Below are 17,624 nucleotides of genomic sequence, written 5' to 3' on the forward strand. Positions count from 1 at the left end.
GTGGACTTCACCCCTACCCAGGAGCAGGAGGCGGCGCGGGAGCTGGCCGCGCGGATCTTCGCCGACCTGTCCACGCCGGAGCGGCTTGCGGGCCTCGGCGGCGGCACGGACGGCGAGCTCTGGAAGGAGCTGGGCGCGGCGGGCCTCGTGGGCGCGGTGGAGGAGACCGGGCTGCTCGGGCTCGCCCTGATGCTGGAGGAGCAGGGCAGGACGACGGCGCAGGTGCCGTTCGCCGCGAGCTGTGTGTACGGACTGCTCGCGGTGGCGGCGCACGGCACGGACGAGCAGCGGGAGCGGCTGCTGCCCGGGCTTCGGGAGGGTTCGGCCGTGGCGGCCGGGGCGTTTCCCGCGCGCGGTGGGATCGTGGTGGACGCCCTGTCGGACGGGGCGGAGCGCGCGCGGCTGACCGGGGTCGTGCCCTGGGTGCCGTGGCTGCGGGACGCGACGCACGTACTGGTGGCGGTGCGGGGTGAAACCGGAAGCTCTGTCCACAGCCTGTGGATGGTGCGGGCCGGGGACGCCGGCTGCGAGCCGGTCGAGCTGACCGCGCCCTGGTCCGCGGGGCGGCTCGTCCTCGACGGCGTGGAAGCGGAGCGGATCGGTGGCCCCGGTGCGTACGCGGACGTGCTCGCGGCCGCGCGGACCGCGTTCGCCGGGCTGCAGGCCGGGGTCGGCGCGGGATCCCTTGCCAGGGCCGTGGAGTACACGAACGAGCGGGAGCAGTTCGGCAGGCCGCTCGCCGCGAAACAGGGAGTCCAACTCCGCGCCGCGGAGGCGTACATGGACATCGAGGCGATCCGGGTCACCACGTACGAGGCGGCCTGGCGGCGCGACGTCGGACTCCCTTACGGGAGTCATGCGCTGACCGCGGCCTGGTGGGCGGCGGAGGCCGGCAAGCGGGTCGTGCACACGGGCCAGCATCTGCACGGCGGCATGGGCGCCGACCTGGACCATCCGGTGCACCGGCACTTCCTGTGGGGCAGGCAGCTGGACGGATACCTGGGGTGCGGGCCCGAACTCCTGGAGGAGCTGGGCGAATTGATCGCCTCGGGAGAGACCGGAGAGTCCGGAGAGTCCGGAGAGACCGCAGAGACCGGAGAGACCGGAGCGAGCGACGAGGCCGGCGAGGGCGTCGACGACGGAGGTGTGGCCGCATGAAGGCAGGACAGGAGCTTCCGGACCTGACGATCCCGATCACCCGGACGCTGATCGTCTCCGGGGCCATCGCGTCCCGTGACTACCAGGACGTGCACCACGACGCCGAGTTGGCGGCGAAGAAGGGCTCCCCCGACATCTTCATGAACATCCTGACGACGAACGGCTTGGTGGGGCGGTACATCACCGACCACTTCGGGCCTGCCGCGACTCTACGTAAGGTCGCGATACGCCTGGGGGCCCCGAACTACCCGGGCGACACGATGGTGTTGAGCGGAACGATCAGCGAGGTGGACGGCGGCACGGCGCAGGTGAAGGTCGTCGGCAGGAACGGCCTGGGCAACCACGTGACCGGCACGGTCACGGTCACCGTCCCCGAGGGGAGCGCGGCATGAGCGTGCGCGGAGCGGACCGGCTCGGTGGGCAGGCGGCCATCGTCGGCATCGGGGCCACCGAGTTCTCCAAGGACTCGGGGCGCAGCGAGCTGAAGCTCGCCGTGGAGGCGGTGCACACGGCGCTCGACGACGCGGGCCTCACCCCGGCCGATGTCGACGGCATGGTCACCTTCACCATGGACACCAACCCCGAGATCACCGTGGCGCAGGCCGCGGGCATCGGGGAGCTGTCCTTCTTCTCCCGGGTGCACTACGGGGGCGGCGCGGCCTGCGGCACCGTCCAGCAGGCGGCCCTCGCCGTGGCGAGCGGAGTGGCCGATGTCGTCGTCTGCTACCGGGCGTTCAACGAGCGCTCGGGCCGGCGCTTCGGCTCCGGAGTGCAGCACCGGGAGCCGTCCGTGGAAGGAGTGGCGCTCGGCTGGAACCTGCCGTTCGGGCTGCTCACTCCGGCGTCCTGGGTGGCGATGACGGCGCAGCGCTATCTCCACACGTACGGGCTGACCCCCGAGGCCTTCGGCCATGTCGCGGTCACCGACCGCAAATACGCGGCGACGAACCCGGCGGCGTACTTCTACGAGAAGCCGATCACGCTGGAGGACCACGCCGCCTCGCGCTGGATCGTCGACCCGCTGCGGCTGCTCGACTGCTGTCAGGAGACGGACGGCGGGCAGGCGATCGTCGTCACGAGCGTGGAGCGGGCCCGCGAGCTGCCGAACCCGCCCGCGGTGATCCGGGCGGCGGCGCAGGGCGCGGGCCGCGCGCAGGAGCAGATGACGAGCTTCTACCGGGACGAACTCACGGGGCTGCCCGAGATGAGCGTCGTGGCACGGCAGCTGTGGCGCTCGGCCGGACTCGGCCCCGACGACATCGACGTGGGCATCCTCTACGACCACTTCACGCCGTTCGTGCTCATGCAGCTTGAGGAGTTCGGGTTCTGCAAGCCGGGCGAGGCGGCCGGGTTCGTGGCGGAGGAGAGGCTGCCGTTGAACACCCACGGAGGGCAGTTGGGAGAGGCGTATCTGCACGGTATGAACGGCATAGCCGAGGGCGTGCGACAGGTGCGCGGCACGGCCGTGAACCAGATACCCGGCGCGGCCACCGCCCTGGTCACGGCGGGCACCGGCGTCCCTACATCGGGTCTGATTCTGGGGTCGGACGGCTGAACGCGGTGTGTGTCCCCGCTTCCTGGGCGGGGACGGGGGCTTCACTCGGCCCATGCGCAGGCAATGTCGATGGCAATGGTTGACCTTGGGTCTCGGGTGGCTGCTCCTGGGCGTCGGACTCGTGCCGACGGCCGCGGCGGAGGGGCCTCGTGCCGTGGCGTCCGTGAGAGCGGGGGCCGACGAGTCATCGGGGCCCTGGCGCTCCGGAGTGCGGACCTTCCGCGGCCGGGCCTTCGACGCGTGCAGGGCGCCCTCCCTCGACACCATGCGGCGCTGGCAGCACTCGAAGTACCGGGCGGTGGGCGTCTATTACGGGGGCCGCGCCAGGGCCTGCCCGCACCAGCGGAACCTCGACCGGGCCTGGGTGCGCTCCGTGACCCGCATGGGGTGGCGGATCCTGCCGGTCTATGTGGGCTCGCAGGCGCCCTGCGTCACCGCGCACCACAAGAAGGACGTGCGCATCGGGCGCCACCCGTGGTCGCAGGGCGTGCGCGAGGCGCGGGACGCGGTGGGCCGCGCCAAGGCGCTCGGCATCCGGTCGAGCAGCCCGCTCTACCTCGACATGGAGGCGTACAACGACCGGAAGAAGGGCTGCGCGCGGACGACGCTGTCGTTCGTCCGCGCATGGGACCGCGAGGCGAGCCGGCAGGGGTACGTTCCCGGCTTCTACAGCAGCGCGGGATCCGGGGTGCGGCACATGGAGGCGGCCCGCCGCGCGGGCGTTCCCGACCTGCCCGCGGTGATGTGGTTCGCCCGCTGGCACACGCGGCCGCACCTCTACCGGGAGCCGGTGCTCAAGGCGCGCGCCTGGCACCCGCAGCGCAGGATCCACCAGTACGCGGGGAACGTGAAGGAGCGGCACGGCGGCCGTACGCTGGTGATCGACCGGAACGTGGTGGACGCGCCGGTGGCCAGGATCGGCTGAGCGGGCTCCGGACCGGGGCCCGGCCGGGCGAGCCCACGGCCACGCCTCGCGCGCCTCGCGCCCACGGCCACGCCCGCGCCCACGGCCCCGTACGACAAGAGCAGTCAGGGTCGACCCCCAGGGGACCTCGCCCCTGGCTCCACCTTCAGGAGGTGGGGCCAGCACCCCTCGTACAACCTGAGGCGGACGCCGCTTCGGGACCTCCGGCCGATCCCCGGAAGTAGGGGGCGCTCATAGCGTGGAGCCATGACCGCAACCCTCTCGGCACCCACGACATACCCGTCGTTCGCGTCGTATGTCAGCGCGCGCCAGCCGGTGCTGCTGCGCACCGCCCGGTCGTTGACGTCGAACCCGTGCGACGCCGAGGACCTGTTGCAGACCGCGCTCACGAAGACGTACGTCGCGTGGGACCGGATCGAGGACCACCGGGCGCTCGACGGCTACGTACGCAGGGCCCTGCTGAACACCCGGACCTCGCAGTGGCGCAAGCGCAAGGTCGACGAGTTCGTCTGCGACGAGCTGCCCGAGCACCCGGAGGTGCCGGCCGGGGACCCCGCCGAACAGCAGGCGCTGCACGACGCGATGTGGCGCGCCATCACCAAACTCCCGGCGCGGCAGCGGGCGATGGTCGTGCTGCGCTACTACGAGGACCTGAGCGAGGCCCAGACGGCGCAGGTCCTCGGCGTCTCCATCGGCACGGTGAAGAGCGCGGTGTCCCGGGCGCTCGGCAAGCTCCGCGAGGACCCGGAGCTGCGGCACACGGCGTGACCAGCGGCTGTGATCGTCATGGCCAGCGGCTGATCTTGGGTGATCCCTTGATCGATCATCCCCGGAAGTAGTGACATACCGCCTGGTATGCAGTGAGAATCAGCGGACCCCTACTGCTCCGTAGCGCCCACCGGGAGGACGCCGTGCTGAGCACGATGCAGGACGTACCGCTGACCGTGACCCGCATTCTCGTACACGGCGCGCTCGTGCACGGATCGTCCCAGATCACCACGTGGACCGGCGAGGGCGAGCCGCACCGCCGCAGCTTCCGCGAGGCCGCGGTGCGCGCGATCCAGCTCGCGAACGCGCTCCGCGACGACCTCGGCGTCCGCGAGGACGACCGGGTCGCGACGCTCATGTGGAACAACGCCGAGCACGTCGAGACGTACTTCGCCGTCCCCAGCATGGGCTCGGTCCTGCACACGCTCAACCTCCGCCTGCCGGCCGAGCAGTTGGTGTGGATCGTGAACCACGCCGCCGACAAGGTCGTCATCGTCAACGGCTCGCTGCTCCCGATGATCGCCCCGCTGCTCCCGAAGCTGCCGACGGTCGAGCACATCGTCGTCTCCGGGCCCGGCGACCGCTCCGTGCTCGACGGCGCGCACGCGCGCGTGCACGAGTACGAGGAGCTGATCGCGGGCAAGCCGACCACGTACGACTGGCCCGAGCTGGACGAACGCCGGGCCGCCGCCATGTGCTACACCTCCGGCACCACGGGCGACCCCAAGGGCGTCGTCTACTCGCACCGCTCGATCTACCTGCACTCCATGCAGGTCAACATGACGCAGTCGATGGGCCTCACGGACGCCGACACCTCGCTCGTCGTCGTCCCGCAGTTCCACGTGAACGCCTGGGGCCTGCCGCACGCCGCGTTCATGACCGGCGTGAACATGCTGATGCCGGACCGCTTCCTGCAGCCCGCCCCGCTCGCCGAGATGATCGAGTCCGAGCGCCCCACGCACGCCGCGGCCGTCCCCACCATCTGGCAGGGCCTGCTCGCCGAGCTCACCGCGAAGCCGCGCGACGTCTCCGTGCTCAAGCAGGTCACCATCGGCGGCGCCGCCTGCCCGCCCTCGCTCATGAAGGCCTTCGACGACCTCGGCATGCGCGTCTGCCACGCCTGGGGCATGACCGAGACGTCCCCGCTCGGCACCGTCGCCCAGCCCCCGGCCCATGCCGAACCGGGCAGCGAGGAGGAGCTCGCGTACCGGCTCACGCAGGGCCGCTTCCCGGCCGGAGTCGAGGGGCGGCTCACCGGGCCCGGCGGCGAGCAGCTGCCCTGGGACGGGGAGTCCGCCGGTGAGCTGGAGGTGCGCGGGCCGTGGATCGCGGGCGCGTACTACGCGGGCGCGGACAGCGAACCGATGCGCCCCGAGGACAAGTTCAGCGCGGACGGCTGGCTGAAGACCGGCGACGTCGGCACCATCAGCCCCGACGGCTACCTCACGCTCACCGACCGCGCCAAGGACGTCATCAAGTCCGGCGGCGAGTGGATCTCCAGCGTCGACCTGGAGAACGCGCTGATGTCCCACCCGGACGTCGTCGAGGCCGCGGTCGTTGCCGTCCCCGACGACAAGTGGGGCGAACGGCCGCTCGCCACCGTCGTGTTGAAGGAGGGCGCGAGCGCCGACTTCGAGTCGCTGCGGTCGTTCCTCGCGGAGAAGATCGCGAAGTGGCAGCTGCCCGAGCGGTGGACGATCGTCCCCACGGTGCCGAAGACCAGCGTCGGCAAGTTCGACAAGAAGGTGCTGCGCAAGCAGTACGCCGAGGGGGAGTTGGACGTCACGCGGTTGTGAGGTCCTGTCCGTCGTGACGGCCTGTTTCACGTGAAACGGGGGCGGCCCGAAAGGGCCGCCCCCGTACGCGTATTGGGACCCCTGCGGGGCGCCTATGGGCGACTAATTCGTCCCTATCTTCGCCAGTACGTCCACGATTCGGCCCTGCACCTCGGCGCTCGTCGAACGCTCCGCGAGGAACAGCACCGTCTCCCCCGCCGCGAGCCGCGGCAGGTCGGCGTGGTCGACGGCGGCGGTGTAGACGACGAGCGGGGTGCGGTTCAACTGCCCGTTCGCGCGCAGCCAGTCGATGATCCCGGCCTGCCCGCGACGTACCTGCAGCAGATCCATGACCACCAGGTTCGGCCGCAGTTCCGCCGCGATGGCCACCGCGTCCGTGTCGTTCGAGGCCCGCTCGACCTGCATCCCACGTCGTTCGAGGGTCGAGGTCAGGGCGAGCGCGATCTCCTCGTGCTCCTCGATCAACAGGACGCGCGGCGGGTGCTGTTCGCTGTCCCGAGGGGCGAGCGCCTTCAGGAGTACGGCCGGGTCGGCGCCGTACGCCGCCTCGCGCGTCGCCTGTCCGAGGCCCGCGGTCACCAGGACCGGCACCTCGGCCGCGACGGCGGCCTGCCGCAGCGACTGCAGCGCGGTCCGCGTGATCGGACCGGTCAGCGGGTCCACGAACAGGGCGGCGGGGAACGCCGCGATCTGCGCGTCGACCTCCTCACGGGAGTGCACGGTCACCGGGCGGTAGCCGCGCTCGCTCAGCGCCTGCTGCGTCGCCACGTCGGGGGCGGGCCAGACGAGGAGGCGGCGCGGGTTGTCGAGCGGCTCGGGCGGCAGTTCGTCGTCCATCGGCATCGGCTGCGGCCGGTTGGCGACCTCGACGGCTCCGCCGGGACCGTCCAGCGGCTCGGGGCCCTCGACGCCGTCCTGGTCGGGGGCGCCGATCGCGTAGGCGCGACCGCTGCCCTCGGAGGCGTTGGCGTTCGGCGCGAGGAGCGGGGGCTGCGGCTGCGGGTGCGGGTGCGGGTGCGGCCGGGCCTGGGTTCCCTGCGGGGGCGTGCCCTGGGCGGTGCCCTGCGCGGGGGTGCCTTGTGGCGGGGCGGGCGTGGTGCTGCCCGTGTCCGGCTGCTCCTGGCGGGTGGCCTGCCGGGGGTCCTGCCGGGTGTCCTCGCGCTTGGACAGCTTGCGGCGCCGACCGGACCCGCCGAGCGTTCCGCCCTGCGTACCGGATCCGCCCTGCGTACCGGCCCCTGCCTGCGGCTGGGCCTGCGGCTGTGGAGCGGCGCCCGGACGCGGCGGAGCCTGCGGCGGAACCGGGGGCTGCGGCCGACGCGGTTGCTGCGCGGCGACCTGCCGTCCGAAGGGCACACCCTGCCCCAACGTCCGCACGCTGAAGGCCCGTCCCTGCGTCGAGTTCGTGTCACCGGCCGGGGACTGCTCCGGGGCCTGGGGCTTCGGGGCCTCGGCGGGCAGCGGTTGGGCGGCGGCAGCGGGGCGGGGCTGCGGGGGGCTTTCGGGGGCGGGCGCGGTTTCCTGTGCGGGCGTGGACTCCGCGGGTGCCGAGGTGCCTTCGGGGGCGGCCGGGGCGCTCTGCGGCTCCGGCTGTGTCTGCGGCTCAGGCTGCGGCTTCGGTTCCGGCTGCGGCTGTGCCTGTGGTTGTGGCTGCGGCTGTGCCGGGGTCGTGGTCGTGGTCGTGGCCTTTTGGCCGTCGCCTGCCTGCTGCTCCTCGGGCTGCGTCTCCGGCGGCAGCGCCGCGCCCGTACCCGTACCCGTACCCGTACCCGTACCCGTGGCCGGGGTGGCCTGCAGCGGCGTGGGCGTGCCCTGAGCGGGCGTGGCCTGCGCCGGGTGCGGCTGCGGCGGGGTGTGGTCCTGGGCCGGGTGCGCCTCGGCGGAGTCGTGCTGCTGCGCCTCGTCCGGCAGCGGGAGGGGCTGCGGCTGCGGCGCGGGCCGGGCGTCGCTCTCCTGCGTCGCGGGGGCGGCGGCGTCCGGCTCGTCCTGCGGTACGTCACCGGGGGCGGTCTGCGCCTCGGTCTGCGCCTCGGGCTTGGCCTCCGGTACCCGGTCGGCCTCGGCGGGCGGCAGCGCGAACACCTCGCGCGGCCCGGCCTGCTGCTGCGCGGCCTGCGCCTCTTGCGCCGCCTGCGCGGTGCGGAGCGCACGCCGTGCCCGCCGCCCGGTCGGCTGCGCGGAGGCGGCCCCGGCCAACTCCAGCTCGCCCTGCGCGGGTTCGGCGCCCTGCTCCCCGTCGGGGGCGGACCCGGACGGCAGCGCGGGCAGCGCGGCCTGCTCCTGACCTCCGGCACGCCGGGCCCGGCGCCCGGTCGGCGCGGGCACGCCCTGCGGCGGCACCGTGTCGCCCAACGCGGGCGCGGCCGTTCCGTGTTCGGCCGAGGTCACCACGGCGCCCTCGGCGGCGGCCTCCTCCTGGGCGGGGCGTCCGCGCCTGCGGCCCGTACCGCCGGAGGGGGTCGACTGTCCGCCGCCGGAAACGCCGCTCTCCAGGAACGAGTCGACCGAGGGCCCGGCGGCACGGCGCGCCCTGCGGCGCCCGCCACCGCCGGTGGCCTGCGCGGGAAGGTTCGGGTGCGCCTCGGGGGAAGCGTCCTGGGACTCGGCGCGCTCCACGGAGACATTGGCGGGAGCGTCGAGGGGAGCCTCGGCGGGCACCTCGCCGGACGAATCACCGGGGACCCCACCGGGGACGGTCTCCTCGACCGGACCCGGACCCGGACCCGGCCCCGGACCGGTGACGACCCCGGCCCCCGCCCCCGTCCCGATCGGCACTTCGAGGACGTACGCGCTGCCGCTCATCCCCGGCACCTCGTGCGTCTGCAGCACGCCGCCGTGCGCGCGCACGATGCCGTGCACGATCGGCCCGTGCACCGGGTCCCCGCCCGAGTACGGCCCGCGCACCTCGATTCGTACGTTCGTCCCGCGCTGTGCGGCGGCCACGACCACGGTCGAGTCGACGTACCCGGTGGTGGCGGGCGTCCGGGCGTTGCCGGTGGCGTCGATCCCGGCGACGTCGGCGATCAGGTGCGCGAGCGCGGTCGCGAGCCGCCCCGCGTCCACCTCGGCCTCGATCGGCGGCGCGTGCACGGCGAACTGCACGCGGCCCGGCCCGATCAGCTCGACGGCCCCGTCGACACCGGCGGCCACGACGGCGTCGAACATGACGTTCGTACGGGAGAGCAGGGAACCGCCCTCGTCCAGGGTCTGGTAGGCGAGCACGTTGTCGACGAGCGTCGTCATCCGCGAGTAACCGGCGGCCAGATGGTGCAGCACCTGGTTGGCCTCGGGCCACAACTGCCCGGCGTCGTCGGCGGCGAGCTGGCTCAGCTCGCTCCGCAGCTCGTCCAACGGCCCGCGCAGCGACTGCCCGAGCACGGCGAGCAGCTGCGTGTGCCGCGCGGCCAGCGCCTCGTAACGGTCCTTCTCGCGCTCGGCGAGCGCGGCGCCGCGCTCCTTCTCGGCGGACAGGTCCTCGGAGTGCTGCTCGCGCACGCTCGCGAGCTCACCGGTCAGCGTCTCGCGTACGGAGGTCAGCTCGGCGCCCAGTTCCTCGCGCACCCGCTCCAGCTCGGCGGCGCTCGCCTCGCGCACCTGCCGCAGTTCTTCGGCGCGCTCCTCGCGCTCCTTCTCGGCGGCCTCGTCGCGCCGGGCGAGTTCCTCGGTGTGCTCGACGGTCAGCTTCTCGTGCGCGCGGCGGTCGGCGAAGGTCATGACGGCGCCGACCAGTTGATCCCCGTCGCGCACCGGCGCCGTCGTCATGTCGACGGGAACCCGGTCGCCGTTCTTGGCCCACAGCACCTGGCCGCGCACCCGGTGCTTGCGCCCGGAGCGCAGCGTGTCGGCGAGCGGGGACTCCTCGTACGGGAACGGCTCGCCGTCCGGACGCGAGTGCAGGATCAGCGGATGCAGCTCCTGCCCACCCAGATCACTGGCCCGGAAGCCGAGTATCTGCGCGGCGGCGGGGTTGACGAGCACGATCCGCCCATCGGTGTCGGTCCCGACGACACCCTCCGAAGCGGCCCGCAGAATCATCTCGGTCTGCCGCTGCGAACGGGCCAGTTCGGCCTCGGTGTCGACGGTTCCCGACAGGTCGCGCACGACGAGCATGAGCAGTTCGGACCCGCTGTACCCCGGGCCGCCGCCGGCGCCGGTGGCGTACGGATCCACGGCGTCCCGCGCGCTGTCGGCGAGATTCGCGGAGGTCACCTCGACGGGGAACTCGCTGGAGTCGGTGCGCCGCGCGGTCATCCGCGTCGGCTTGGTCCGCCCGCGCTCGTCGGTCACGGTGTCGGGCCGGCGCATGGAGCCGGGGATCAGCCGAGAGTCGAACTCGGGGAGGAGGTCGAGGAGTCCGCGCCCCACGAGTGCCGTGCCGGGTGCCTCGAAGGCCTCCAGGGCGATCGAGTTGGCGTTGACCACGGTCCCGTTGGTGTTGACCAGCAACAACCCGTCCGGGAGCGCGTCAAGTATGGCTGCGAGGCGAGCAGCGCCTCGGGATGGCCTGCTGCTCACGACTGCGGTTCCTCCCTGATTACTGCGACTTGCCGACCGCCCGGACCATCCTTCGACGCGGTCCGCGGCGTATCACGGGAGGGAGTCTACGGGCAGTGGTTGCGCGAGAGGTCCCGGATGCGACGGAGCCCACGTAGAGGATGTGTTGATCCCGAGCGGGCCGAGTCACGACCCTGTGACCGATGGACTCAGGGTCACGGCCCGGTCGCAGGCAGCACGGGCACCATCCGCTCCCACCGCGCGATCTCGCACCCGTTGCTCAACGCGTACGAGGAATCGACCACCCGACCATGCCAATTCCCCTCAATACGGGCGGTGGCGGGGCCTCCGTACTGCATGGTGCAGCGCGCGTCGTCCGCGACGGGCGCGAACGGATCCACGCCCTCCGCCTCCAACTCGTCGAGCCGCCCGCACGCCCCGTCCGGATCCTCGTGCGTGCCACCCGCGGGCCGGCACTCCAGCTCGTACGTCCCGTCGCCGCCGTTGTCGGAATCGGCGACGGTGACGGTCAGCCGGTCGAGCCCACCGGCACCGGTGTCCGCGTGCGCGGCGACGGGGGTGGCGGCGAGGGCGGCGAGCGGGGCGGCGAGCGGGGCGGCGAGGGTGGCGGCGGATGCGAGCAGCCGAGATGAAATCCGGGAAGAAACAGACGTGAACATGCCGTGCCCAACGCCCGCCCCCACCCCGGGGTTGCGCCCGACACCCCAGGCTTTGCCCTCTGGCCTGCCCTCCTAGTACCGTGGGGGGCGATTGGTGACGCAGCGCTCCGCTGTGTCATCATCTGCACGCACCCACCTCGCGTCCGCGCGAGACGGGCTGTGCTGGAGGCGTCGCCTAGTCCGGTCTATGGCGCCGCACTGCTAATGCGGTTTGGGGTTTACCCCCCATCGAGGGTTCAAATCCCTCCGCCTCCGCACTCTGACCAGGGAGTTCATGTCGTAAGGCATGGGCTCCCTGAGTCGTTTCCGGAGCGAATTCACAGCCCGGATGGCACGGTGATGGCACCAACGGCCGCAGGGCGTCCCATGCGGGGGATGAACGCCGAGATTTTCCGTGCCGCGTCCTGTGCCATTTCTTCGGCGACGACCGCGTACACGTCCTTCGTGAATGCCACGGAGGCGTGGCCGAGCACCTCGGAAACGAACTTGTCGTCGACGCCGGCCGCGATGAGCATCGTCGCCGCGCCGTGGCGTAGATCGTGGAACCGGACCGGTGGCAGCGGCGCCCGGAGAGCTACGCGCACCGCGTCCTCGGTCGTGCGGTACTTCCGAGCGATCCGCTCGACGGTCCAACCGTCATCAGCCCGAGCGCGGATGTTCCCGTACCGCTCGATCAAGATCCGGAAGCGGCTCGACAGGTACTCGGACTTCAACTCCGAGCCGTCCTCGTAGCAGTAGACGCGCCCCGAGTCCCGGTAGGCCTCACCCCACTGAAGCCGCTCCTCGATCTTCCGCTTGTGCCATGCCCTGTGGACGCGGATCGTCTCGTCGTCGAGCGGGATCTGACGCCAGCCGGCCTCGGACTTCGTATCGTCCAACTCGTCCTCGGCCTGCGCCTGGAGGACGTGGAGCCAACATGGGCGCGAAGTGCACACAGTGCCACGCCGGGTGCACCGACTCGCCCAACACGGGCAAGGACAAGTAGGCGGCAAGGCACGAGAGTTGGGGCCCGCCCCTCTACATTCAGGGGCGGGCCCCTTCCCCCTGTGAGAGGAACCATCTGCATGTCGCTCGCCGAGACCTGGGACCGCTTCGCCAAGGAGCGCGCCCCGCGCCGTGCGGTGAATGCGCGGGGCCAGTCGACGTGGCTCAACTGGACCTCCCACCTCCCACCTCCCATCCGGCAGTCAGGAGCTCAAGCCGGGCAAGGTCGGCATGCGCCACGACCACACACCCGACGAGTGGACCAAGTTCCTACACCGCCACGGCTTCACCGACGTCCACGCCGAGATCATCGAACCGCCAGCGGGCCAGAACCCGGCAACGATGCTGATCCGGGCAACTGTGTAGGCCGCCCGCTAGCCCTTCACCTACTCGTCGTGGCATACGCCACCACTGGCGCCCGACGGTGCGCCGTCGCGAAGGCATGGGTGAAGACAAACCAGTAAAGGCCCCCGGTCGTTCGCCCCGGTCGGGGCCCCTCGTGTGTGGCTACCAGTTCATGTGGCTGGGCACATCGCAGGTCGTCGGCATGCCGTCCGACGGAGGGCAGTCGCCCAGGCCGAGCGCGACCAGCACCCCGGCCAGCGCCACCAGGCCAAGGCCGATGGCCAGGCCCGCGGGTGTGATCAGGAACCTGCCGATGCCGCCGAGCTGCCGGTCGCGGGGCACGGTGGCCCGGCGCAGGTTCCAGGCGCCGAAGACGGCGGCGGTAGCGGCCCCGAAGCCTGCGGACACCCAGCCGTCGTGGAACAGGCCCTGGGCGACGTAGGCAACCATGCCGCCGAAGAACAGCGCGTACATGATCCGGACGAGGATTTTATTGATCATCTTCGTCCTCCTCCGGGTATGGGTCGGGCACGAAGCGCTCCATGCACGGCTCCACACGCGGCCAGAGCCGGGAGCCGAGCCAGCACCCACCGGCCAGCACGAGCGCCCCGACCGCGAGCGTCAGCCAGTTCGTGTGCCACACGGCCTGTACGGCGGCCCCGGCGGCGACCGCGAGAACGACGCCGAAGACGTAGATGAAGCAGCCGCTCACGCAGCCCATGGCTTCCGCACGGGCTTCCTCACGGTCTTCGGTCGAGGAGGGCCTGATCGGCCCTATGGGGCGACTCACCGTCAGTCTCCTTCCGTCGTCGCCGTTTCTTCCAGTAGGCGCCGATCAGTCGGAACAGGAGACGGAGGACCACCAGCATGCCGAGGCTCAGGCACGCGTCCCCGAAGGTCCGCCCGCTCACGCATACCTGCACCGCGAGGTAACCGGGCAGGCCGATCCCGAGTGCCACGATGCGCGCGATCGTCTCGGACGACATCCGCCTCGTCATTCGCCGGTCTCCTCGTCCTCGTATTCGGGCTGGCCGGTGCGGCGCCACCACCACTGGTGGATGAGCTGGGATCCCGTGACGCTGATCCCCAGGCCGATCGCCATCTGCCAGTCGCCGATGATGAGCCCCATGGCGCCGAAGAGCACGACGGCCACGAGGACGATGAACGTGACCTCACGAACGGTGAGCTGCTTCGGCGGGTCCGTGTGGGAACCCATCAACAGTAGGCGCCGCTTCACACGCAGTTTCATTCGCCGACCTCGTCCCACTGCTCCCGGCGCCGGAAGTCGCGCAGCGAGATGCCGACTGCGGCGAACTGGCACGCCACGGCGACGGCCGACACCGCAGTCGGCCAGACCGAGTCGTGGCTGGTCACGAGAAGCATGAGGTTCCCGACGATTGCGAGGGACATGCCACTGACGAACACCCGTCGCTGCGTACGTACTTTCATCGCCGCCTCCGTACCTCGCGCCGCATGAGCAGGTCGAGGCGCTCCAGCTCGGCCTGGCGCTGCCGGGCGGGCGCCTGCCGGTCGCTGCGGATGGTCCGCACTTGGTAGCTGACGGCCCAGACGCAGACGGCCGCCCAGAACCAGCGAGCCCAGCCGTGGTGGCTCATGACCATTCCGGCGTAGAGGGCGACGCCCACGGCGAGCGAGACGTACGACCACAAGCCTCCGGGCACGGGCCGCCTCACTTGCGCCTCCGGAACATGTGGACGACGACCCCGATCACGATGGCGGACGCGATGATCGCGACGACTATCCCTTGGTCGTGCGGCAGGTCGGTCGGGATGTACCCGCCGCCCCCGCCCCTCATCGGACGGTCCGGCGGCGCTCGCGCATGCGGCGGCCCCAGGCGGCGGCCTTGGCGTTCAGGCGGCGCTGTCCTATGTGCCAGAGGGTGGCGACGGCTACGACGATGACGATGAGCGTCCAGTCGACGAGGCTGTGGACGTCCGCGAAGCCGCGCCCGTGGTCACGGCGCGAGAGCCACTCGGAGACGGGGCGCACCCCGAACGCGTCCAGGGCGAACGTCGCGGCTACGGCCACGGTTCCGGCGACGGCGGTGACCCGCTTGGGTAGGGACGCCTCGCGCCATGCATCGATCCACCTGGGCACTGCTCTTGCTCCCGCTCGATTAGCCCCCCGGCTGTCGGTGTGTCCGGGGGACGCTAGGCGGCGGGCCGAGCGCGATGGAAATCGATCATGGGGTTCGTTGCGGGTCTCACACGCCGGGCCAACGTGCCTCTTGATGGCACGGTGATGGCACCAACTGGCACAGCCACCCTCGGTCGCGAGCCACCGAGGTGGGGCGGCCTGGTGGCCACGGGCCCGGGCCCGAACTCCTCGTGCCCTTGGTCACTCAACGCCTCAACCCCGGCGGGGTGTTCTTCGTCTTCTCGCAGCCTCCCGCGATCCCCGGCGCGTACGGGCCGCAGGGCATGTACAAGGGCGGTTTCGCCGGGCCGGCCCTGTTCACGTACCGGTACAGCCACACCCCAGAGACCTGGGAAGAGCTGCTTCGGACCGCTGGATTCACTGAGGCACAGGCCGGCGTGCTCGACGCCCCGCAGCGGGGTTACATCGGAACCTTGATCGTCCGGGCCACCCGCAGGTGATCACACTCAGCCCCCGGGGTGAGCCGGACCGCCGTCCCGCCGGTTCGAGTGGAAGCGGCACGCCCGCCCTGGCTACCAGTTCATGTGGCTGGGTGTGCGGCACCTTCCGGCGAGGCCGGTACGAGTGGCCGTGAACCGGCTGATGCGCGTGCCGGAGCCGCCGAGTTGCTGGTCGCGGGGCGCTGTGGCCCGGCGCAGGTTCCAGTCGCCGAAGAACAGCGCGTACATGATCCGGACCAAGACGTTAACGATCATCGTCGTTCCCGCGCCGCTCGATGCGCCGGGCGTGGATGTAGTTCCAGCTCACGGAGCCGAGAAAACGGACCCGCCGTTGATGACGGCGCTCCACTTTCCCGTGCCGGCGCGGATGATGCCCATGACGGCCAACACGACCAAGGCATAAAGGACGAGTCGCGTGGGCTTACTCATCTTCGCCCTCGCCTTCGTGCTCCGGAGCCGATGGCGAGCCCCATGGCGCCGAAGACGACGGCGGCGATGACGGTGTTCACCGCGATCTCCTGGGCGGTGAACTGCCTTGGCGGGTCCGTGTGCAGGCCCACGAACGTCCGCCACCGGTCCCCACGTGGCCTCATCGGCGGAAACTCTCCGGCTGGCGGGCTTTGACGCGGCGGCAGAACAGCTCGAAGGCCACGCCGGCCACGACGGAGCCGGTGAGCACCCACCAGGCATCGGGCGTGAAGCCCTGCGCGATGCCGACGACCCCGAGGACGAACAAGGCCCCTACGAAGATGTGGACCTTGCGCCGGGAGTGCTGGAAGCGGACCCACCCGTCGATGTTCATGGGCCGGGGCTCGATCCGCATGATCACCAGGCCGCCGACGCAGACGCCTGCACGGGACGTGTCTTCGGGCCTTCCGGCCGCAGGAGGGGTGGACGCTGCTTCACTGTCTCGCTCCGCTTGAGTCGTCCCCCCGGACGTCGACGTGCCCGGGGGACGCTAGACGGCGGGGCCAGGGGGAGGAAAGTTGATCACGGGGCCCGTTGCGGGTCCCACACACCCTTGGCCGTGAGCCACCGAGGCGGAACAGCCCCTTTGCAAATCCCTCCGCCCCCGGCTCCCGGGCCCGCTCGCCGCGGTCGGCACGGTCCGACGACCGAGTCGCCTCCAGGCACGTTTTTGCAGGTCAGGCAGGGTGAGGCGAATGGATTTCACATGGCGGCGGCAGTCATGTAATGTTCTTCTTGTCGCCGGGACGGGCCGAAAGGCCGGGAGCGGAGACAACAACAAAAGAAAAAACAAGCACTCGTAGCTTAACGGATAGAGCATCTGACTACGGATCAGAAGGTTGCAGGTTCGAATCCTGCCGAGTGCACACAGGTAAGAGGCCCCGGACGAATAGTCCGGGGCCTTTTGCGTTTTCCGGGGATGTCAGTGGCGTGCGTCATCCTGGCTCGTATGACGTGGTGGTGCACCGGGATGCGGTGGCGTGGGGGCGGGCCGGTTTTCGGGTGGGTGGGTGACGGTGGGGGCGAGCGGGAAAGCGGGCTGCGGTTCGGGGACGACGTCGCGTTTCGGGTCGGCGGGGAGCGGCGGTGCCTTGGGGTGTGGCGCGCGGGGCGGTGGACCGCGTGTCCGGGGCGGGACTCCGTGCCGGTGCGGGGGACGCGGGCGCAGTGTGCGGAGTGTGCCGCGATCGACCGGGCGCGGTCGGTGGCGGCGGACACGATCGCCGATGATCCGCGGCCGTACCACGTGTATTTGGCGTGGTTCGGGGACGGGCTCGTGAAGGTGGGGATCACGGGGGTGCGGAGGGGGAGTGACCGGTTGCTCGAGCAGGGGGCCGTCGCGTTTACGTGGCTGGGGCGGGGGCCGTTGATGGCGGCGCGGCGGGCCGAGGAGTTGCTGCGGGTGGCGCTCGGGGTGCCGGACCGGATTCCGTACGAGAGGAAGCGCGCGGTGCGGGGCTCGTTGGCGGGGGCCGGGGAGCGGGGCGCTGAGTTGGAGCGGGCGCATGCGGTGGTGGCGGGGCTCGTGGGGTGGCCCGAGTCGTTGGAGCGGCTGCCGTGCGAGGCGGTGGATCACGGGGAGGCGTTCGGGCTCGGGGCGATCGACCGGGTGGATGCCGTGGTGAGCGGGTTGCGGGAGGGGGATGTCGTGGCGGGGCGGGTGGTTGCCGCCGCTGGGCCCGATCTGCATCTCGTCGAGGAGGCCGGGCGGCGGCTCGTCGTCGATACGCGGGTGCTGGCCGGGTGGCCGTTGGAGCGCGTGGCGGAGGGGGCCGGTGGGGTGGGGCCCGAGGTGCGGGAGGTTCCCGGGGTGCAGGGTGGGCTGTTTTAGAC

The 17,624-nt window shown here is 71.6% G+C and carries 20 protein-coding genes, 2 tRNA genes and 1 pseudogene; 10 read left to right on the forward strand and 13 right to left on the reverse strand.

The window, feature by feature from the left end; all coding sequences use genetic code 11:
* The 6 genes from RBJ65_RS13910 (at window position 1) to RBJ65_RS13935 (ending at window position 6,202) form a co-directional block, all read left to right on the forward strand.
* On the forward strand, window positions 1–1,158 hold the full coding sequence (locus RBJ65_RS13910; RefSeq protein ID WP_306324321.1) for an acyl-CoA dehydrogenase family protein: 1,158 nt from the start codon (window positions 1–3) through the stop codon (window positions 1,156–1,158).
* Window positions 1,155–1,550, forward strand: a complete 396-nt coding sequence (locus tag RBJ65_RS13915; protein WP_306324320.1) for a MaoC family dehydratase — start codon at window positions 1,155–1,157, stop codon at window positions 1,548–1,550. Before RBJ65_RS13910 ends, RBJ65_RS13915 begins: the two co-directional genes overlap by 4 nt.
* Entirely contained in the window at window positions 1,547–2,713 is a 1,167-nt protein-coding gene (locus tag RBJ65_RS13920) for a lipid-transfer protein (protein WP_306324319.1), read from the forward strand. Before RBJ65_RS13915 ends, RBJ65_RS13920 begins: the two co-directional genes overlap by 4 nt.
* A gap of 154 nt (window positions 2,714–2,867) precedes the next feature.
* Entirely contained in the window at window positions 2,868–3,638 is a 771-nt protein-coding gene (locus tag RBJ65_RS13925; RefSeq protein ID WP_306324318.1) for a glycoside hydrolase domain-containing protein, read from the forward strand.
* Between the two features lie 246 nt (window positions 3,639–3,884).
* On the forward strand, window positions 3,885–4,406 hold the full coding sequence (locus RBJ65_RS13930) for a SigE family RNA polymerase sigma factor (RefSeq protein WP_306324317.1): 522 nt from the start codon (window positions 3,885–3,887) through the stop codon (window positions 4,404–4,406).
* Window positions 4,407–4,561: 155 nt separating this feature from the next.
* Window positions 4,562–6,202 carry a long-chain fatty acid--CoA ligase gene (locus tag RBJ65_RS13935; protein ID WP_306324326.1) on the forward strand — a complete coding sequence of 547 codons (1,641 nt, stop codon included), beginning with the start codon at window positions 4,562–4,564 and terminating at the stop codon, window positions 6,200–6,202.
* Window positions 6,203–6,304: 102 nt separating this feature from the next.
* On the opposite strand, the gene RBJ65_RS13940 is transcribed toward RBJ65_RS13935, so the two are convergent.
* The gene (locus RBJ65_RS13940) at window positions 6,305–10,717 is read right to left on the reverse strand and encodes a PAS domain-containing protein (protein WP_306332134.1); all 4,413 of its coding nucleotides are present in this window, start codon (window positions 10,715–10,717) and stop codon (window positions 6,305–6,307) included.
* Between the two features lie 194 nt (window positions 10,718–10,911).
* Window positions 10,912–11,376 carry an SSI family serine proteinase inhibitor gene (locus RBJ65_RS13945; RefSeq protein ID WP_306324061.1) on the reverse strand — a complete coding sequence of 155 codons (465 nt, stop codon included), beginning with the start codon at window positions 11,374–11,376 and terminating at the stop codon, window positions 10,912–10,914.
* A 164-nt stretch (window positions 11,377–11,540) separates the two neighbouring features.
* Here RBJ65_RS13945 and RBJ65_RS13950 point away from each other — a divergent pair.
* Window positions 11,541–11,631, forward strand: a tRNA-Ser gene (locus RBJ65_RS13950).
* A 62-nt stretch (window positions 11,632–11,693) separates the two neighbouring features.
* Here RBJ65_RS13950 and RBJ65_RS13955 read toward each other — a convergent pair.
* From RBJ65_RS13955 to RBJ65_RS13990, 8 genes are all read right to left on the reverse strand, one after another.
* On the reverse strand, window positions 11,694–12,254 hold the full coding sequence (locus tag RBJ65_RS13955; RefSeq protein ID WP_306324062.1) for a tyrosine-type recombinase/integrase: 561 nt from the start codon (window positions 12,252–12,254) through the stop codon (window positions 11,694–11,696).
* A gap of 613 nt (window positions 12,255–12,867) precedes the next feature.
* Window positions 12,868–13,206 (reverse strand): hypothetical protein, encoded by a 339-nt coding sequence (locus RBJ65_RS13960; RefSeq protein WP_306324063.1) that lies wholly within the window; start codon window positions 13,204–13,206, stop codon window positions 12,868–12,870.
* Window positions 13,196–13,495 carry a hypothetical protein gene (locus RBJ65_RS13965; protein ID WP_306324064.1) on the reverse strand — a complete coding sequence of 100 codons (300 nt, stop codon included), beginning with the start codon at window positions 13,493–13,495 and terminating at the stop codon, window positions 13,196–13,198. The genes RBJ65_RS13960 and RBJ65_RS13965 overlap by 11 nt, the downstream gene beginning before the upstream one ends.
* A gap of 204 nt (window positions 13,496–13,699) precedes the next feature.
* Complete coding sequence (locus tag RBJ65_RS13970) at window positions 13,700–13,921, reverse strand: hypothetical protein (protein ID WP_306324065.1); 222 nt, start codon at window positions 13,919–13,921, stop codon at window positions 13,700–13,702.
* A 29-nt stretch (window positions 13,922–13,950) separates the two neighbouring features.
* Complete coding sequence (locus tag RBJ65_RS13975) at window positions 13,951–14,115, reverse strand: hypothetical protein (RefSeq protein ID WP_306324066.1); 165 nt, start codon at window positions 14,113–14,115, stop codon at window positions 13,951–13,953.
* 35 nt (window positions 14,116–14,150) lie between these two features.
* The gene (locus RBJ65_RS13980) at window positions 14,151–14,387 is read right to left on the reverse strand and encodes a hypothetical protein (RefSeq protein ID WP_306324067.1); all 237 of its coding nucleotides are present in this window, start codon (window positions 14,385–14,387) and stop codon (window positions 14,151–14,153) included.
* 8 nt (window positions 14,388–14,395) lie between these two features.
* A complete protein-coding gene (locus RBJ65_RS13985; RefSeq protein WP_306324068.1) occupies window positions 14,396–14,521 on the reverse strand; it encodes a hypothetical protein in 126 nt (41 codons plus the stop codon).
* Complete coding sequence (locus RBJ65_RS13990; protein WP_306324069.1) at window positions 14,518–14,823, reverse strand: hypothetical protein; 306 nt, start codon at window positions 14,821–14,823, stop codon at window positions 14,518–14,520. Before RBJ65_RS13990 ends, RBJ65_RS13985 begins: the two co-directional genes overlap by 4 nt.
* A gap of 218 nt (window positions 14,824–15,041) precedes the next feature.
* On the opposite strand from RBJ65_RS13990, the pseudogene RBJ65_RS13995 reads away from it, so the two are divergent.
* A pseudogene (locus tag RBJ65_RS13995) lies at window positions 15,042–15,323 on the forward strand (SAM-dependent methyltransferase); the annotation flags it as partial.
* 72 nt (window positions 15,324–15,395) lie between these two features.
* Here the strand turns inward: RBJ65_RS13995 and RBJ65_RS14000 are convergent.
* From RBJ65_RS14000 to RBJ65_RS14010, 3 genes are all read right to left on the reverse strand, one after another.
* Entirely contained in the window at window positions 15,396–15,578 is a 183-nt protein-coding gene (locus tag RBJ65_RS14000; protein WP_306324070.1) for a hypothetical protein, read from the reverse strand.
* Between the two features lie 170 nt (window positions 15,579–15,748).
* Complete coding sequence (locus tag RBJ65_RS14005) at window positions 15,749–15,916, reverse strand: hypothetical protein (protein ID WP_306324071.1); 168 nt, start codon at window positions 15,914–15,916, stop codon at window positions 15,749–15,751.
* Window positions 15,913–16,146: a hypothetical protein gene (locus RBJ65_RS14010; protein WP_306324073.1), complete on the reverse strand. Its 234-nt coding sequence runs from the start codon at window positions 16,144–16,146 to the stop codon at window positions 15,913–15,915. Before RBJ65_RS14010 ends, RBJ65_RS14005 begins: the two co-directional genes overlap by 4 nt.
* Before the next feature lie 438 nt (window positions 16,147–16,584).
* Between RBJ65_RS14010 and RBJ65_RS14015 the strand changes: the two genes are divergently transcribed.
* Window positions 16,585–16,657 (forward strand) — tRNA-Arg (locus RBJ65_RS14015).
* A gap of 83 nt (window positions 16,658–16,740) precedes the next feature.
* Window positions 16,741–17,622 (forward strand): DUF2797 domain-containing protein, encoded by an 882-nt coding sequence (locus tag RBJ65_RS14020; protein ID WP_372341463.1) that lies wholly within the window; start codon window positions 16,741–16,743, stop codon window positions 17,620–17,622.
* Window positions 17,623–17,624 lie beyond the last annotated feature (2 nt).

This window comes from Streptomyces sp. KL109B (assembly GCF_030766935.1).
Classification (GTDB): Bacteria; Actinomycetota; Actinomycetes; order Streptomycetales; family Streptomycetaceae; genus Streptomyces.

Excerpts from the sequence above, each read along its gene's own strand:
- RBJ65_RS13915 (WP_306324320.1), top strand. The coding sequence starts at position 1,155 with ATGAAGGCAGGACAGGAGCTTCCGGACCTGACGATCCCGATCACCCGG.
- RBJ65_RS13920 (WP_306324319.1), top strand. The coding sequence starts at position 1,547 with ATGAGCGTGCGCGGAGCGGACCGGCTCGGTGGGCAGGCGGCCATCGTC.
- RBJ65_RS13930 (WP_306324317.1), top strand. The coding sequence starts at position 3,885 with ATGACCGCAACCCTCTCGGCACCCACGACATACCCGTCGTTCGCGTCG.
- RBJ65_RS13935 (WP_306324326.1), top strand. The coding sequence starts at position 4,562 with ATGCAGGACGTACCGCTGACCGTGACCCGCATTCTCGTACACGGCGCG.
- RBJ65_RS13945 (WP_306324061.1), bottom strand. The coding sequence starts at position 11,376 with ATGTTCACGTCTGTTTCTTCCCGGATTTCATCTCGGCTGCTCGCATCC.
- RBJ65_RS13960 (WP_306324063.1), bottom strand. The coding sequence starts at position 13,206 with ATGATCAATAAAATCCTCGTCCGGATCATGTACGCGCTGTTCTTCGGC.
- RBJ65_RS13970 (WP_306324065.1), bottom strand. The coding sequence starts at position 13,921 with ATGGGTTCCCACACGGACCCGCCGAAGCAGCTCACCGTTCGTGAGGTC.
- RBJ65_RS13975 (WP_306324066.1), bottom strand. The coding sequence starts at position 14,115 with ATGTCCCTCGCAATCGTCGGGAACCTCATGCTTCTCGTGACCAGCCAC.
- RBJ65_RS13985 (WP_306324068.1), bottom strand. The coding sequence starts at position 14,521 with ATGAGGGGCGGGGGCGGCGGGTACATCCCGACCGACCTGCCGCACGAC.
- RBJ65_RS14000 (WP_306324070.1), bottom strand. The coding sequence starts at position 15,578 with ATGATCGTTAACGTCTTGGTCCGGATCATGTACGCGCTGTTCTTCGGC.
- RBJ65_RS14005 (WP_306324071.1), bottom strand. The coding sequence starts at position 15,916 with ATGAGGCCACGTGGGGACCGGTGGCGGACGTTCGTGGGCCTGCACACG.
- RBJ65_RS14010 (WP_306324073.1), bottom strand. The coding sequence starts at position 16,146 with ATGCGGATCGAGCCCCGGCCCATGAACATCGACGGGTGGGTCCGCTTC.
- RBJ65_RS14020 (WP_372341463.1), top strand. The coding sequence starts at position 16,741 with ATGACGTGGTGGTGCACCGGGATGCGGTGGCGTGGGGGCGGGCCGGTT.